The 15,744-nt window shown below is 51.2% G+C and carries 13 protein-coding genes; 8 read left to right on the plus strand and 5 right to left on the minus strand.

Translation table 11 applies throughout. The features are described 5' to 3' along the window. The first annotated feature begins 804 nt into the window (after positions 1–804). The 3 genes from glmU (at position 805) to ACO0K3_RS09785 (ending at position 4,775) form a co-directional block, all read left to right on the plus strand. Positions 805–2,175: a bifunctional UDP-N-acetylglucosamine diphosphorylase/glucosamine-1-phosphate N-acetyltransferase GlmU gene (gene glmU, locus ACO0K3_RS09775; protein WP_422984095.1), complete on the plus strand. Its 1,371-nt coding sequence runs from the start codon at positions 805–807 to the stop codon at positions 2,173–2,175. A 349-nt stretch (positions 2,176–2,524) separates the two neighbouring features. Next, positions 2,525–3,223 (plus strand): tetratricopeptide repeat protein, encoded by a 699-nt coding sequence (locus ACO0K3_RS09780; RefSeq protein ID WP_422984097.1) that lies wholly within the window; start codon positions 2,525–2,527, stop codon positions 3,221–3,223. A 487-nt stretch (positions 3,224–3,710) separates the two neighbouring features. Next, positions 3,711–4,775, plus strand: coding sequence for a porin (locus tag ACO0K3_RS09785; RefSeq protein WP_422984099.1), 1,065 nt, complete (start codon positions 3,711–3,713; stop codon positions 4,773–4,775). A 164-nt stretch (positions 4,776–4,939) separates the two neighbouring features. Here the strand turns inward: ACO0K3_RS09785 and ACO0K3_RS09790 are convergent, their stop codons facing one another. From ACO0K3_RS09790 to ACO0K3_RS09800, 3 genes are all read right to left on the minus strand, one after another. Next, positions 4,940–5,758, minus strand: coding sequence for an SDR family oxidoreductase (locus ACO0K3_RS09790; protein WP_422984101.1), 819 nt, complete (start codon positions 5,756–5,758; stop codon positions 4,940–4,942). Then, on the minus strand, positions 5,755–6,510 hold the full coding sequence (locus tag ACO0K3_RS09795) for a class II aldolase/adducin family protein (protein WP_422954830.1): 756 nt from the start codon (positions 6,508–6,510) through the stop codon (positions 5,755–5,757). Before ACO0K3_RS09795 ends, ACO0K3_RS09790 begins: the two co-directional genes overlap by 4 nt. Before the next feature lie 318 nt (positions 6,511–6,828). After that, positions 6,829–7,407 carry an HD domain-containing protein gene (locus ACO0K3_RS09800; RefSeq protein WP_422984103.1) on the minus strand — a complete coding sequence of 193 codons (579 nt, stop codon included), beginning with the start codon at positions 7,405–7,407 and terminating at the stop codon, positions 6,829–6,831. Between the two features lie 134 nt (positions 7,408–7,541). Here ACO0K3_RS09800 and ACO0K3_RS09805 point away from each other — a divergent pair, with 134 nt between their 5' ends. Then, complete coding sequence (locus tag ACO0K3_RS09805; RefSeq protein WP_422984105.1) at positions 7,542–8,234, plus strand: Crp/Fnr family transcriptional regulator; 693 nt, start codon at positions 7,542–7,544, stop codon at positions 8,232–8,234. A 558-nt stretch (positions 8,235–8,792) separates the two neighbouring features. Then, positions 8,793–9,611 (plus strand): substrate-binding periplasmic protein, encoded by an 819-nt coding sequence (locus tag ACO0K3_RS09810; protein ID WP_422984107.1) that lies wholly within the window; start codon positions 8,793–8,795, stop codon positions 9,609–9,611. A gap of 28 nt (positions 9,612–9,639) precedes the next feature. Here the strand turns inward: ACO0K3_RS09810 and ACO0K3_RS09815 are convergent, their stop codons facing one another. Beyond that, positions 9,640–10,119, minus strand: a complete 480-nt coding sequence (locus ACO0K3_RS09815; RefSeq protein WP_422984109.1) for an Lrp/AsnC family transcriptional regulator — start codon at positions 10,117–10,119, stop codon at positions 9,640–9,642. A 214-nt stretch (positions 10,120–10,333) separates the two neighbouring features. Between ACO0K3_RS09815 and glmS the strand changes: the two genes are divergently transcribed. Beyond that, a complete protein-coding gene (gene glmS, locus ACO0K3_RS09820) occupies positions 10,334–12,163 on the plus strand; it encodes a glutamine--fructose-6-phosphate transaminase (isomerizing) (RefSeq protein ID WP_422984111.1) in 1,830 nt (609 codons plus the stop codon). A 129-nt stretch (positions 12,164–12,292) separates the two neighbouring features. Here the strand turns inward: glmS and ACO0K3_RS09825 are convergent, their stop codons facing one another. Continuing rightward, on the minus strand, positions 12,293–13,033 hold the full coding sequence (locus ACO0K3_RS09825) for a hypothetical protein (RefSeq protein ID WP_422984113.1): 741 nt from the start codon (positions 13,031–13,033) through the stop codon (positions 12,293–12,295). 244 nt (positions 13,034–13,277) lie between these two features. On the opposite strand from ACO0K3_RS09825, the gene ACO0K3_RS09830 reads away from it, so the two are divergent. Both ACO0K3_RS09830 and ACO0K3_RS09835 read left to right on the plus strand, forming a co-directional pair. Next, positions 13,278–13,706, plus strand: coding sequence for a hypothetical protein (locus ACO0K3_RS09830; protein WP_422984115.1), 429 nt, complete (start codon positions 13,278–13,280; stop codon positions 13,704–13,706). A 377-nt stretch (positions 13,707–14,083) separates the two neighbouring features. Continuing rightward, positions 14,084–15,307 (plus strand): hypothetical protein, encoded by a 1,224-nt coding sequence (locus tag ACO0K3_RS09835; protein WP_422984117.1) that lies wholly within the window; start codon positions 14,084–14,086, stop codon positions 15,305–15,307. Positions 15,308–15,744 lie beyond the last annotated feature (437 nt).

A 15,744-nucleotide genomic window follows, 5' to 3' on the forward strand; every position in this document is an offset into this window, starting at 1 on the left:
GGCCTGAATTTGGAGCGGGTGAAGTGGCGCCGGACATGATGTCGCAGTAATTCAGGGATGATGATTAAAACGGGAAACTCTAAAAACATTCAAATTGAAAAATCATGTTGATAGGACTGACGCAAAAACCAAGACCTCTCAACACAGAGGCACGGAGACACAGAGAAAAGACAGGAGTAAGCGGTTTTATGAAATATGGCTTAAAGGGTTTTTAGAAGTTACCAAACATAACAACGTAGTATATATGGGGCTTTCAGCGCGAAAATGGCCTGTAAGCCTCATGAATACTGCGGTTTGAGTTTAATTCATTAAAAATATGAGCGAAATATACTGAAAATTGTATTCCCGCAGAGATGGGTACGACGACATTGAAGGCGTGATTCTTTTTCAAATTACCGCTAGCTCTGAATTGCTCATCCCGCTTTGGCGCAGCAATTTGTGCATTCCAGAAAATGGATCAGAAGTGTCCGCTGCCTGAGCGCAGCTAGTTTCGGACACTTCCCATTTTTTGGGAGGCGTAAATTGTTCAGGAGCCTGCTCCTGAGCCCGCAGGGCAACACTATGCGGTCGCCTTCTTTTGCTCTTACTTTTCTTGGCGAAGCAAGAAAAGTAAGTAGCCGTCGGGCTACCCCCGGCCGGCAATCTCAAAATACCTGTATAAATAATTCACCGCCAACTATCCAGCACAATGCACTACGCAAAGTGCGTCTGCAAAACATCACCTCGCATCGACACGCCACTTAGCTAATACCACCACCTCATGTTAAAATTTCAACATCACACTATCACCCCACAGGAATTTCCATGAACGTCGTTATTCTCGCCGCCGGTATGGGCAAGCGCATGCAATCTGCTCTGCCCAAGGTCTTGCATCCCCTGGCAGGCAAACCCTTGTTGTCGCATGTGATTGATACGGCGCGTAGCCTTGCGAATGACGGTCAGGCCAGCAATATCTGTGTGATCTATGGGCATGGCGGCGATCAGGTGCCTGCGCGGATTGCAGCGGATGATTTACACTTTGCGAAACAAGAGCCGCAGCTCGGCACCGGGCATGCCGTTGCGCAGGCGGTGCCGGTGCTGGATGAGAGCGTGCCGACGCTGGTCTTATATGGCGATGTGCCGCTGACCACGAGCGCGAGTTTGCGGCGGCTGATTGCGGCGGCGGGCCAGGACAAACTGGCGATTCTCACCGCAGAGATGGACGATCCGACGGGACTGGGTCGTATCGTACGTGAGGGTGACAAGATCGTTCGTATCGTCGAGCAAAAAGATGCGAGCGAGGCAGAGAAAGCGATTACCGAGATCAATACCGGCATCATCATCGCGCCAACAGCGCAGCTTAAACAGTGGCTGACGACGCTGTCGAACAATAATGCGCAAGGGGAATACTACCTAACCGACATCGTGGCGCGTGCCGTGGCAGACGGCGTGCCCGTGGTGTCAGCACAGCCCGATGCAGTCTGGGAGACGCTGGGCGTGAACAGCAAAGTCCAACTGGCTGAGCTGGAGCGCATCTATCAGCGTAATCTGGCACAAAAATTACTGGAGCAAGGCGTCACACTGCTGGATCCAAACCGCATCGACATCCGCGGCAGCCTGACGTGCGGACGCGATGTGACGATTGATGTCGGCTGCGTATTTGAGGGTAAAGTCAGCATCGAAGACGGCGTGCAGATTGCCGCGCATTGCGTGATCAAGGACGCGCATATTGCCGCCGGTGCCGTGATCAAGGCGTTTTGCCACATTGAGGATGCAACTGTCGGCGCGCAATCGCAGATCGGTCCTTATGCACGCCTGCGTCCGGGCACAACCCTGGCAGAAGACGTGCATATCGGGAATTTTGTCGAAGTCAAAAACAGCCAGGTCGCAGCGCACAGTAAGGCGAATCATCTGGCTTACATCGGCGACGCCACGATCGGCAGTCGCGTGAATATCGGTGCCGGTACCATCACCTGCAATTACGACGGTGTGAACAAATCACGCACCATCATTGAAGATGACGCCTTCATCGGTAGCGATACGCAACTGGTGGCACCGGTCCGCGTCGGCAAAGGTGCGACTCTGGGAGCAGGCACAACCCTAACCAAAGATGCGCCGGAGGGCAAGCTGACGGTGTCCCGCGCCAGACAAGTCACCATCGACAACTGGCAGCGTCCGGTCAAAATCAAGAAGTAAAATTGACCATTAAAATTCGGTATTAAATTCGACATTAAATTAGGCATAAGCGTAAGAAGTACCTCGTCGCCATCAAGACATCAGCACACTGGGGGGAGTCATATACTCCCCCTATTTTTTATCAAAAACAGGCTTACCCGCATTGTTTAATTGGTGCGTTGAAATATACTAGAGGTGAGTATATTTATTTCTGAGGTATATTGACAGGCGTACGGGCGCAGATTATGGTCTGATAAAGTGCCAGAGTACCTGCTATGTCTTGCCCGTTTTTTGCATCATCGCTGTCGTTGCGCTTACTATTAAGATTGTCACTACCGCGCGATTCTTTCGTTTTTTTCGTGAGCCCGCCATGAGATCAGTTGTCCGGACGTTGTTTCGTTTTTTTACCTTACTGTGCATCGTCAGCAGCCCGCTGGCTCTGGCCGGCGACTTTGAGGACGGCGTCGCTTTTTATGAAGAAGAAAACTACGTCGCCGCCTTCGCCGCCTTTACCAAGGCCGCCGAGAAGGGCAATGCCGATGCGCAATTCAATCTCGGTCTGATGTATGTGAATGGCGAAGGCACGCAGCGCGATTATAAAAAGGCGATGGCGCTGTATCTGGAATCAGCAGAGCAAGACAATGTACGGGCGCAAGTGAATCTGGGGCGTATGTATGCCAAAGGTCTGGGCGTCACACAGAATTATAGTCAGGCAATCTCATGGTATAAAAAAGCTGCCGAGGCGGGCTATGCCGATGCACAATATAGTCTCGGCGTGATCTATGCGAGTGGCATCGGTGCGCGGCAAGATTTTCGCCTGGCCTTGTACTACTTTCAGCAAGCGGCCGATCAGGGCAACGCCAGCGCGCAATACAATATTGGCCTGCTGTATTTCAAAGGCAATGGCGTCAAACTCGATTATGTCAACGCCTATAAATGGTTCACGCTGGCAGGTAGCTACAATGACGCCGTGTTTTATCGCCAGTATGCCGAGCGTAAAATGAGCAAAGAGCAAATCGCCGAAGCCAAGCAACTGGCGGCAGAGTGGAAACCGGAGACGGACAAGTAATCAGAATCTGCGCATACGGCGCCCTTGGCAGTATGGTTATGTGTGGTGAAATGCGGCGGTGAAGTGCGCCGCTGCATTGCCTGATACCTCCCCTACCACGACACGCCACACATCATCACGCCTGCACAATGTGACGGTACCGACTCTGATTCCCAGCCAGATTATTGCCACAACGCAGCATCCCATCTGTTTAGCCCATCTGTTGTTTCCACACCCGCCAGCCAGATCACTAAAAGCAGTCGAAAGCAAACTGAAAGCTTGTGATCGCTACCATTTGCCTTGACTGTCGCACATCAGAACCTATAACGACACTATCCTTGCTGAACACCGGCGTCAGACGCCCCGCTTACCCAGCGTGGAATCAGGCATCAGCGACCAGTCACCTCGTTAGACATCGTAGTGATCGTAGTCATAGCAGTCATAACACTTCAGCAAGTTCGGCGTCATTCACCGATTTGTCACTCATAATTATCAGGAGACTCCTCATATGAAACGTAAGGCCATTTTCCAAGCCGTCAGTATTGCCATGCTGGCACTCGCGGCAAGCGCAGCGTCTGCGCAAAGCAACGTCACCATTTATGGCTTGATCGATGCCAATATCGGTTACTCAAATAACGCCGATGCAACGAAAAGCAGTGTATTCAAAGTCAACAGCGGCGGTATGAACACATCGCGTCTGGGCTTTCGCGGCACAGAAGATCTGGGCGGTGGACTAAAAACGGTCTGGCAATTAGAAAGCGGCATCATTCTGGATACCGGCGCAGCGGATGGCGACATCTTCGGTCGTCAGGCCAATGTCGGCTTGCAGGGTGATTTCGGTCGCGTTGTCGCCGGTCGCTCTTACAGCACGACGTATGATTTTATTTTGCCGTTTGACCCGATGGGCTATGCGCCGCAATATTCATGGGCAACCTCAGCCGGTGCGACCGGTGCACGTAAAGACGGCATGCTGACCGGCACATCCAACATGGTCAAATACCAGTTTGATGGCGACGGTTTTAAAGTCGGTGCGACTTATGGTCTGGGCGAAGTTGCTGGCGATACGACGGCCAGCGCCAAGTATTCTCTGGCCGCCAGCATGGCGAGCGGTCCGTTAGCCGCCGTCGCGGTATACGACCAGGTCAACGGCGCGCCGACAGCGAACGGCAATATCGATAAAGCGAAGACGATCCATCTGGCAGGCTCATATCAGATCGACGCAGCAAAATTGTTCCTCGCGTATCGCAACTACAAAAAGACACTGGCATCCGGCGCCACTGACCTGCGCAGCGATTTGTTCTGGGCTGGCGTGAACTACCAACTGACACCAGAATGGATACTGACAGGCGTGTACTACTATCAGGACATCAAAAACCTGCCAGCAGGCACCGATGCTGATCCGCGTATGGCCGTGTTACGTGCGCGCTATGCCTTATCCAAGCGCACAGACTTGTACATTGCCGGCGCTTATTCCAAAGCGTCTAACAATAAACTGGTCGGCGTATCCCGTGATGACGCAGGTTTTGGTTCATCCCAAAATGCAGCGACTGTGGGTATTCAACACCGTTTCTGATGATGCGCTGTCGTTAGTCTAGTTAGTCTCGTTAATCTCGTCAGTCTGAATAGACGACGAGATTAATCAAAAAAGCCGGAGCGATACCTTATCGTCTCCGGCTTTTTTATCAACACGCCGACATTGCATCAGATAGTGCGGCACAGAACCTTCATGCAGCCACATTAATGCGGCCGGACTTCTTTTTTTAATGCCGCCATCGTCATTTTTTCGACCAGTCCCGGTGCTAACAATTTTAGCCAGCGACCGAGCTTGCCTTTTGCGGACATGACGACATCACGCTGTCTTTGCTCCATACCTTTGATGATCAACCCTGCGCATTCTTCGACCGACATCGCGTCATCTTCTTTCAGCCCGCTGCTACCCGCGGCAACACCTGCGGCGTTATAACCACGATAGCGGATTTGCGTCGCGACCACGCCCGGATAAGCCAGCGTGACCGACACGCCTGCGTCTTTGACCTCGACACGTAACGCCTCAAAAAATCCATTCATCGCAAACTTGGTCGTGCAATACGCGGTACGCCCCGGCACACCCATCAGTCCGGCCAGTGAGGAGACCGCCACGATATTCCCGCGTGCCGCCTTGATGTGCGGCAGTGCTGCATGAGTACACCAGACACTGCCCCAGAGGTTGATACGCATCAAATCCTCATACCAGCCCAGATCTGTGACATCTTCCAATAAAGCTTGCGCCGACTTGCCTGCGTTATTGATCAGCGCATCAATCCGTCCAAATTGCGCGACGGTTTTTTCAATCAAAGCAATGCATTGGGCTTGTACACCGACATCGGTTTGCACCATCAGCGTGGAGCAACCGGATTGCTGACAAGTCGCGGCAACGGCGTCCAGCATGTCGGTATTACGCGCTGCCAGCACCAGGGCTAACTGACTGCCACCGCTGCGCGCAAGCTGGCGGGCAACTTCTGCACCGATCCCGTCAGAGGCGCCCGTAATGATGATGACCCTGCGCTGTACGCTCATAATTTGTAGCTTTCATCAGCACGGTCGAGTTTGCGTATCAGCGACGGCCAGACAAAGGCACCGCCAAGCCCACCGGTCTGTACTCGCATCGCTTCTGCCACGCCTTTGACGATCAGCGGATTTACCTGCGTCAATTCACCGCCCGCCTGCGCCGCCAACTGGATCTGGCAAGTCGCTTCGAAGGTGTACATCGACAGAAACGCGTCGGCAATCGATTTACCGGCTACCAGCAAACCGTGATTACGCAGCATCAGAAAATTTGCATGCCCCATGTCGGCTTGCAGACGCGGCTTTTCTTCATCCCGAAACGCCACGCCCTCGTACTCATGATAAGCCAGCGAGGCAAGCACAAAGGTCGATTGCTGCGAAATCGGCAGGACACCGCATTTTTGCGCACTGACGGCAACCCCGGCGCGGGTGTGCGTGTGCAAGACACATTGCACATCATCACGCGCTTCATGTACCGCACTGTGAATCACAAAACCGGCAGGGTTAACTGGGAACGGACTATCGATGATCTTGTTGCATTGCTGATCAACTTTGACCAGTGATGAGGCGGTGATTTCATCAAACATCAAGCCATAAGGATTGATCAGAAAATGATGCTCAGGGCCGGGGATACGCGCACTGATATGAGTGAACACCAGATCGCTCCAGCCGTACATGGCAACGAGGCGATAACAGGCCGCGAGGTCAACGCGGATTTGCCATTCTTCGGCACTGACCTGATCTTTTACTGAGGGAATATGCATGGTATCTCCTGATGTGTATTTAAGGTGTATTTAAGGTGTATTGAAGCTTAGGATTTATGCAAAACGACATACTGCTTACAGCAATCTAGATTGAAGCCGCTTTCTGGATGCGGCTTTCAGGCGCATTTCGTGCCAACAGGCGCATCCTGCTTGCGGATTCATTTGACGATCAAACTGCGATGCAGCTAGTTATTTTTTTGGCTTTTCTCTGCGCCTCTGCTCCTCTGTGTCTCTGTATCTCTGTGGTGAGAGGTCTTGGGTCTTGGGCCTTGGTTTTTGCCTTAGTCCCCTAAAGCGGACTAAGAGGACTTATTGAGACTAATCTTGCAACGCTACTTTGTAAATCGTATTGCGAGGCCGCGCCAGAATACGTCCGAGCATCGGTTCGAACTCGCTGATCGGCAGCGTCTCAGCATTCGCATCAAACGCCGGATTATCATACAGCTCGCAGAACTCAGCGGTCCGGTCAAAATGCGCATGACCGCGAAATTGCTCTCGCATATCCCTGTCCATGCCGATGTGATGGAAGAAGTAATGCCCCTGAAAAATCCCATGATGCTGCACCATCCACAGATTCTCCTCAGACACAAAAGGTTTGAGAATCGCCGCAGCGATATCCGGATGATTGAACGATCCTAGCGTATCGCCGATGTCGTGCAGCAAGGCGCAGACCACATATTCATCATCGCGCCCGTCGCGCCAGGCACGGGTGGCGGTTTGCAATGAATGCGTATACCGGTCAATCGGAAAGCCGCCGTAATCACCTTGCAGAATTTGCAGATGCCGGATGACGCGCTCAGGCAGCGCTTTAGAAAACTGCATGAACTCGGCGCCAATAACTTGCCAGTCCTGCTGGGTACTGTCCTGCATGCGGACAAAATTTGCGTGATTTGCCATGTGTCTCACTCCGTGGATAAGGATGTATTTTTGAACCGTATCGGTTTCATGTTGTGCCTACACCTTACAGCCACGCTACACTAACAACTGTCAAATTTTTTACAATTCAGCTTTTCTTACCGTTAGCACCGCCAATGAAATCCCATCTCGATCTGATGAGCGACCTATCTGCGCATCCCTGGTTTGGCTCTCTCCCTCTGCGAGACAGAAAAGTCATGCTCAATGCTGCCGAGTTATTACGGCTGCGCCCTGGCGAAATGCTGTTCAGGCAGGGCGATGCGCCGGGTGGTTTTTATGCTCTGCTGAGCGGCACCTTAAAAATGTCCACCCTGAGCGAGGATGGCAAAGAGGCGATCCTGGTCGTGCTGGAGAGCGGTACCTGGTTTGGTGAAATCTCGCTGATCGATCACCAGCCGCGCACCCATGACGCGACGGCGCTCGGTGAGGCCGAACTACTGGTATTGCCCAATAATGTGTTTCAGACGCTGATGCAAAGAACCGCTTTTTCACAAGCGATTGCACGGATGCTGGCGGGCCGAATACGCCTGCTGTATGGGATAGTCGAGGATGCGACCTTGCGCTCAACCCGCGGTCGGATTGCACGTCGCCTGCTGCTGCTCGCGCATGGCGACGCCTCGCTATCTAGCAACGCTCGGCCGCGGGTACCAGTCTCGCAAGAAGCGCTGGCCATGATGCTGGGAATTACACGCCAAACTTTATCCAAGGAATTAAAATTATTGGTACAGCAAGGCGTGATCAGCCTGGGCTATCGCTCTATTGAGATCATATCCCCCGATGATCTGGCGCGGCAAAGCGGCATGACGTAAAAGGTGTCTCTTAAAGGTGTCTCTTAAAGGTATGACTTCATAATGTAAGGACTTATAGCAGACTTACCTAAATACCAAGACCTCTTACCACAGAGGCACTGAGGCACAGAGGCACAGAGAAAGGCAGGAGCATGCCGCTCTGGAGTATTGGTGAAAGAGTTTTCAAAGCTCCTCCAAAACGAATCCGCAAGCGGGGTGCGCCTCTTAGCATGAAAACCCTTTGAAAGCCGCATCCAGCTTGCGGGTTCAATGTTCATAATTTCTAAAAACCCTTGATTCGATATGCCGTGGAACTGCTTACTCCTGCTACTCCTGCCTTTCTCTGTGCCTCAGTGCTTCTGTGGTGAGTGGTCTTGGTATTTGCGTAAAACCTGAATAGATTGACGATGTGACACGGCGTTCATGCTTTGTAGCAATTTACGACGGGTCACGAGCAACAAAATTCATGGTCCATACGGTAAATTTTCAGGTATTGTTAAGTTATTCCAGCGAATTTTCACTGATTTTTCAATGGTATTCCACCGACTTTATCCAGTTCAACCAGCAAGGCCGTGTCCGATGCGTCGTCGTTTACACCTGAGGGTTTTTCTAGCTATTGCCTTGATTGCTGGCGTGGTTGCTCATCGCCCTGCCTCGGCCGCCTGTTCGCGAATCATTCAGGTACCGGTCGCGGCAGTAGGACAAAGCGTCACCGTTGAGGGTAATGTTGTCGGAGGCATTTATCCGGACATGTTGCGAGAACTGAAGGACGAATGCGAATTCGCATTTATGTCGGTACCAAGAGCGCGACTCGAAAAAATGTTTGAAAGCGGCAGCGCCGATCTGCTGATGCCAGCCAGCCGCACTCCGAGGCGTGACGAGATCGGCATTTTTGTTCCCACGATAGCGACCCGCGCCACGATGATTTCTATCGCGTCTACACGTCCCGCCGTGAAGAGCATACAAGAGCTGCTGGAACGCCATGATATTAAAGTCGCAGTCGTCCGTGGCTATGACTATGGTCCGGTATATCAGGATCTGATCAAGAAATTAAGCAAACAAGGTCGCCTAACCATGGAGGCGGATCCTTTATCGATTGCGCGTGTTTTAAAAGCAGGTGTCGCCGATGTCACGATAATGACACCCACAATATTGGCCGGAACCATTAAAGAAAATAAAAAAATCGCGGACATGCTGGACAAGCTGCGTATCGAACCAATTACCGAATTACCCTGGGGTCAAAGCGGCATCTATATCTCTAAATCCTCGCTCAGCGCCGAGGACACGGCAACACTCAAGGATCTGTTAGAACGCACGGCAAAATCCGGCGCGATCTGGAAAGCCTTTCAGCTTTACTATTCACCCGCCGTCTTGAAAGAAAGCGCACGTCCGCGCTGACATCCGGCTAGCATCACAAGCGTCAAACTTATACAGCCAGCCGCGTCTCAAATTTGCTGCGCAGAATAGAAAAAAAACTCCGCACGTTTCGCACATTCGCCTGCCCTGCAAACAAGCGATGCGCGAGCACATGATAGGCCGCCATATCCGCCACCTGTATCATCAGCACAAAATCGGGTCCCGGTGACACCCGATAACATTGCTGCACCGCTGGTTCTTGCACCACCCATTTTTCAAACGCGACCAACTGCTCGCTAGCCTGATTGTCCAGGGTGATTTCTACAATCGCGGTCAGTCCGAGTCCGATTTTTTCTGGCGATAAAATCGCGACCTGGCGGGCAATGACACCCTCGTCAATCATGCGCTTAACCCTGCGCAGACAAGTCGGTGCCGAAGCATGCACCCGCTCTGCCAAGGCCTGATTACTCAGTGAGGCATCCGACTGCAACTGTTGAAGTATGCGTTTATCCAGCTCATCCAAGAGCGTAGGCGTGTTTTGATCCGACATAATTCACCACAAATAGGTATTTATTGAAATAAAATTTCATATCGATATTGCATATTCATTTTAATTCAAATTATTCATAATTTTGACAGTTAATTTCATACGATATACCTTACGATGATAAAAATTCAGAAGATTAGTAATTTTGCAATTATCTTCAGATCATCAGCAAATTTCGACTCTTCGTCTCGATCAACATTTTTAATCAGAGGTCATTATGTGCGGCATCGTCGGCGCAGTAGCGCAACGCAATATCACTCCTATCTTGCTAGAAGGCTTAAAGCGCCTCGAATACCGCGGCTATGACTCTTGCGGCGTGGCGCTGCATGTCGACGGTCATCTGCAACGCTCACGCAGCACCTCTCGCGTCGCCGAATTGCAGGCACAAGTCGAACAAACTGGTCTGGCAGGCTTTACTGGTATTGCGCACACCCGCTGGGCAACGCACGGTGCGCCTTCATCGGCCAATGCGCATCCGCATTTTTCACGCGATGGCGACAATGCGCGCATTGCACTGGTCCACAACGGCATTATCGAAAACCACGAAGAATTGCGCGCCGAGCTGACTGCTGTCGGCTATGTCTTTGAGAGCCAGACCGATACCGAAGTCATCGCGCATCTGGTCGATCATTTATATAGCGGCGATTTGTTTGAGACAGTCCAGATTGCCGTCAAACGTCTGACCGGCGCTTTTGCGATTGCCGTATTTTGCCGTGACGAACCACATCGCGTCGTCGGTGCACGTCAGGGCTCACCACTGATTGTCGGCGTCGGCCAGGGCGAGAATTTCCTAGCGTCCGATGCCATGGCATTGGCAGGTACCACCGACCAGATTATTTATCTGGAAGAAGGCGATGTCGTCGATCTGCAATTGCAACGCGTCTGGATCATCGATGCAGCAGGCAAGCAAGTGCAACGCGAAGTACGCACCGTCCATGCCCATACTGGCGCAGCCGAACTCGGCCCGTATCGCCACTACATGCAAAAAGAAATTTTCGAGCAACCACGCGCACTCGGCGACACGCTCGAAGGCGTGACCGGCATCATGCCAGAACTGTTTGGCGACAAAGCCTTTGGCGTTTTCAAACAAATCGATAACGTCCTGATCCTCGCCTGCGGCACCAGCTACTACGCCGGCATGACCGCTAAATACTGGATAGAATCGATCGCCAAAATCCCGGTCAATGTCGAGATCGCCAGCGAATATCGCTACCGAGACAGCGTGCCCAATCCCAACAGCCTGGTCGTCACTATTTCACAAAGCGGCGAGACGGCCGACACCCTCGCCGCACTCAAACACGCACGCGAACTAGGCATGCCGCACAGCCTCACCATCTGCAACGTCAGCACCAGCGCCATGGTGCGCGAATGCGCGCTCGCCTACATCACACGCGCTGGCGTCGAAGTCGGTGTCGCTTCCACCAAAGCATTTACGACACAACTGGCCGCACTATTTTTACTCGCGCTGACACTGGCTCAAAGTAAAGGTCGCCTCAGTGACGAGCAAGAAGCCGAACACATCAAAGCACTGCGCCACCTGCCCGTAGCCATCGCCGCAGTGCTCGCACTAGAGCCGCAAATCATCGCCTGGGCAGACGAATTCGCCCGCAAAGAAAACGCCCTCTTTCTGGGTCGCGGCCTGCATTACCCGATCGCATTAGAAGGCGCGCTCAAGCTCAAAGAAATCTCCTACATCCACGCCGAAGCCTACCCCGCAGGCGAGCTCAAACACGGCCCGCTCGCGCTCGTCACTAAAGAAATGCCGGTCGTCACCGTCGCCCCAAAAGACGCACTGATCGAAAAACTTAAATCGAACATGCAAGAAGTCCGCGCCCGCGGCGGCGAACTCTACGTCTTCGCCGACGCCGACTCCCGCATCACACCAAGCGAAGGCGTACACGTAATCCGCCTGCCAGAACACTACGGCATGCTGTCACCGATCTTGCATACGGTGCCATTGCAATTGCTGGCGTATCACACGGCGTTGGCAAGGGGTACGGATGTTGATAAACCTCGTAATCTAGCAAAATCTGTGACGGTGGAATAGCCCCGGTTTAAGATTTTTGATCAGAGCAAATAAAGTTGGTCGGGCGATGGCAGGTTCTGCCCGATCAAGCTCGCGGCGATTTCACTGTTCAATGCAGAAGGGCACGAGTGCGGGTTCCGATGCATGAACTCAGCGCTTTCCAAACGGCCACAGTTGGCGAATCACGCCCCACGATCCCTGATCGAAGCGCAACTGTGGCGCCTCCCCTTTCCTGAGAATGTCCTCCGCTGTAATCAAATGATCAACCCGGTCGATGACTTCCTGCGCCTCGATCGACACACTGCGCAACTTAATTTTGTCCCTCAACAGCCGATCGCGTATGTGTTCTAACGCCTTGCGGAACGCCGACAACTGATGCAGGCGGTCGCGCGTGTCGATGGTGCTGGTAATGACCAGCAGTTCAAGCGACGCGTCCTTGCTCACCAGCGGACGCACCCGGACTTTGCCTTCCACAGTCGCCGCCGCCTTGCTCACAGCAGCCTCAATGAACTGCAACACAGGCTCAAATGGATCGCTCGGTGGCGTTGGCGGCAGTACGGGGCCATCGGCATACAAACGGACCTGATGCGCCGTAAGAGACCATTTGAGGAAGGCATCGAAATCGGCCGGCAGCGCCATGAAGCGAAATGCTACCGCCGCCGTACCGAACTCGCGCTCAAGCTGCTGCCATCCGGCCGCCGGTAATGCCAGGAAGGCTAACGTCAGGCCTATGGAGTCGACGCAGCAGCGGAGTTCCTCAACATATGGTTGTCTGCACTGCGTATGCCAGATCAGGTCGTCTTCATGGTTAAGAATGTCGTCCCAACTACAGCTCGCTGTCGGCCTAGTCAGCATAAGTCGCGCCAGCCTCAATTGATTTTCTGATGTCATGTGGAAAAATTGTTGAAGGTCACCGTACACCGCTTCTGTGACATATCGATATCCCGACCCACCTCATTTACATGGAAGAAAACAGGAGCATTGATTCGTGCATTACCAATCAACTTTAAACATTTTCACGGTGTCTGTAAAATAAAGTAGTTAGCAAGTCCGTTTCCGAGCAAATTTATTTGCTCCAGTTAGATTTTTTAAATATGGTGGGACATCTTATATACCGCAGGAATTTGGAGGCCAAGTGCGGAGCGAAGTAAAAATAATTATTTTCTGGCTTATCGTAGGGTTAATGGTTTGGGCTCTCAAGAAAGCACCCACCTCAGTTGCTGCGAAGATGGCATTTTCCTGGAATGGTCCGTTTCCTCAGGAAGGTGAATTAAAAAGTTCATATTACCGACGTAAAACGTTATTTGCTCTGGGTTGGTTTGTTCAAATTATTTTTGTCGCATTACTGCTCTTTATTGTGACTTGGATTTTCCCGGCTATAGTCCAAGCTGAGACTTTTTTGTTTGTTGCGTGCTTCGCTTTAACAATAGGATTAGGGATGGCTGCACTTGGCGCGCTTTTAGCATTTCTAACTTACCTAAAAGCGAAGGTGATCGGGCCAAATAATACCTTTACGTTTATCTTCGAAGAAGATAACCATGAAAACGAAGAAGACGTAAGCTGATATCCAGTTATATAACTGAGACCGAACCGTTGGGAAATACATGACCATATAGCTACAATTTACGACTTTAACAATCAAGAACATTAAAAGAATTCGTCCAGCTCACGCATTATCCATACGGGTTTACAACTACTCTGGCCTGCAAGGCGTGTGGATAGTGCGCGGTGGCGGTGCTTGTTTAAATTGATTATTCACGACCGAATCTTGATATAAGTAATTCGGATCACTCATTTTGCCGACTCACTATGGTTGAAATGTTGGATTTTGTGGTCCAGCCTACGATTTAGGGCTAATAAAGTTGATTGGGCGTGAACTCCAGTCGCGTGTAAGAATCACCACAATAAGATTAGAATCGATTTTCTTTCCAAGAAACCTTCATGAGCAAGAAACCTTCGAGAACGCAACTCGCTAATAAACTTATCTCCTGCGCCATTCCAGGTGGTACATTCGAACACGAGGACGAAACTTACCGCGGTTTTGGATGTGGTATCTCTATACCGTACAGTACAGCGACGGAGTATAAAGAAGCACTTGAAGGGCTGTTTGCAGAGGAAAAAAGTATTCCGCAAACGTACACGTTGGAGTCCTTTGAAAAAGAGGTGGCTTCTTTCATTGCGCCATACGTATTAGATAAGACTGAAACTGAGACTTCTGCTGTAACAGCCTTTTTGAAAGGGATTAGTTCTCGGCCAGTGGTGGTGCATGACGTTTTTCGACCAATTGCTGGTGTAACAGTGACACGAGCAAATGAACCCGTGGTCTTGGGGCCTTTCACGATTTACAATACCGCGAGTCACGCTGCACACCTTGAGACTGAGTTGAACGGAAGGTTCACTAAATTTCTAACCGAAAATCCCACTACTTACCTCATCGGAGTCAAAGTAAGCGCGCGAGAAGTTGCGAAGGCCTTAGAAATTGGTGACGTCCTGTTCGAGCGATTCGAACGCGCCATTCGATTCATGATCGGACGGCCCAAGAGCTCTGTGGACGTGGGAATCCTTAACCATAGCGGTTTCACTCGAAACCAGGCCTTTATATTCACAGATGAATTGGCCGCTTCGTCTACGCAACACAAGGGCGCACGCATGCCTTTGGCTATAGATATCAACTACCTGGTCAATCCACAAATCGGATTTAATGCAATTTGGGGTATGTTCGCCATTGCTTCACCATCCGAAATGAACCAACGGGTTTTACTTGCTATTGACTGGATTGGCGAGTCCTATGGCGAACAGGTTGCGTCCAGCGCCTTCATCAAAGCAGCGATTGCACTCGAAATCCTCTTCAACGAGCATAAAAGCGAGTTTCTAACGAAAGGAATAGCCGCTCAAATTTCAGAAAGCGTGGCGCTGCTGCTAGGCAGCGATGTCCACTCAAAAATATTGCTGGAAAAAGAATTGAAGAGGCTCTATGGCATTCGGTCAGGAATTGCTCACGCCGGCAAAAGCGACATCAAGGCGAGCGACCTTGTATCGATTCAAAACCTTGCCCGGCAATCTGTAATTCGAGTACTGAAGGATCCAGCCTTCAAAGACATAGATACAGCTAGCAAGATGACCATACTTTTCAAAAAATTGAAGTACGGTGGCTCAGCCACCTAACTGCATGCCTCGGCTGCTCGGCGGGATATACTCTAGAAGATAGCTTATTGTGGCTGATGAATTAGGAGATAAACTCTGACAGTTCTGCCTAGTATGTAAGCAAACAGGCGTCTAGCCAACTTTAGAGGAAAATATTGGCGGATGTAAAGCAAATTGAAGAACAACTTGATAATTGAATTTAAAGCTATGTTGGATGGACTACATCTCATAGAAAGCAGTGGCTTTCGAATATGACCTGTCTCTCGCGCTCATTATTTCTGTCCTTTGCTTTTCGGTTGAACTTGTCTACAGTCCTAGGTTTTAACTAATGTTACTCGTACATTATCATTACTCCGGCGGGGTCATGGAATTCGATGTATCGACGGGCGCTGTTGGTCCAAAATTACAGGTATCGCGCGTAGATGCTACTTGGGGATTTTTGTAGAAACAGAGTGGAA

The sequence above is a fragment of the Undibacterium sp. Rencai35W genome (genome assembly GCF_049340185.1).
Taxonomy (GTDB): domain Bacteria; phylum Pseudomonadota; class Gammaproteobacteria; order Burkholderiales; family Burkholderiaceae_D; genus Undibacterium.

Excerpts from the sequence above, each read along its gene's own strand:
- glmU (WP_422984095.1), top strand. The coding sequence starts at position 805 with ATGAACGTCGTTATTCTCGCCGCCGGTATGGGCAAGCGCATGCAATCT.
- ACO0K3_RS09780 (WP_422984097.1), top strand. The coding sequence starts at position 2,525 with ATGAGATCAGTTGTCCGGACGTTGTTTCGTTTTTTTACCTTACTGTGC.
- ACO0K3_RS09785 (WP_422984099.1), top strand. The coding sequence starts at position 3,711 with ATGAAACGTAAGGCCATTTTCCAAGCCGTCAGTATTGCCATGCTGGCA.
- ACO0K3_RS09790 (WP_422984101.1), bottom strand. The coding sequence starts at position 5,758 with ATGAGCGTACAGCGCAGGGTCATCATCATTACGGGCGCCTCTGACGGG.
- ACO0K3_RS09795 (WP_422954830.1), bottom strand. The coding sequence starts at position 6,510 with ATGCATATTCCCTCAGTAAAAGATCAGGTCAGTGCCGAAGAATGGCAA.
- ACO0K3_RS09800 (WP_422984103.1), bottom strand. The coding sequence starts at position 7,407 with ATGGCAAATCACGCAAATTTTGTCCGCATGCAGGACAGTACCCAGCAG.
- ACO0K3_RS09805 (WP_422984105.1), top strand. The coding sequence starts at position 7,542 with ATGAAATCCCATCTCGATCTGATGAGCGACCTATCTGCGCATCCCTGG.
- ACO0K3_RS09810 (WP_422984107.1), top strand. The coding sequence starts at position 8,793 with ATGCGTCGTCGTTTACACCTGAGGGTTTTTCTAGCTATTGCCTTGATT.
- ACO0K3_RS09815 (WP_422984109.1), bottom strand. The coding sequence starts at position 10,119 with ATGTCGGATCAAAACACGCCTACGCTCTTGGATGAGCTGGATAAACGC.
- glmS (WP_422984111.1), top strand. The coding sequence starts at position 10,334 with ATGTGCGGCATCGTCGGCGCAGTAGCGCAACGCAATATCACTCCTATC.
- ACO0K3_RS09825 (WP_422984113.1), bottom strand. The coding sequence starts at position 13,033 with ATGACATCAGAAAATCAATTGAGGCTGGCGCGACTTATGCTGACTAGG.
- ACO0K3_RS09835 (WP_422984117.1), top strand. The coding sequence starts at position 14,084 with ATGAGCAAGAAACCTTCGAGAACGCAACTCGCTAATAAACTTATCTCC.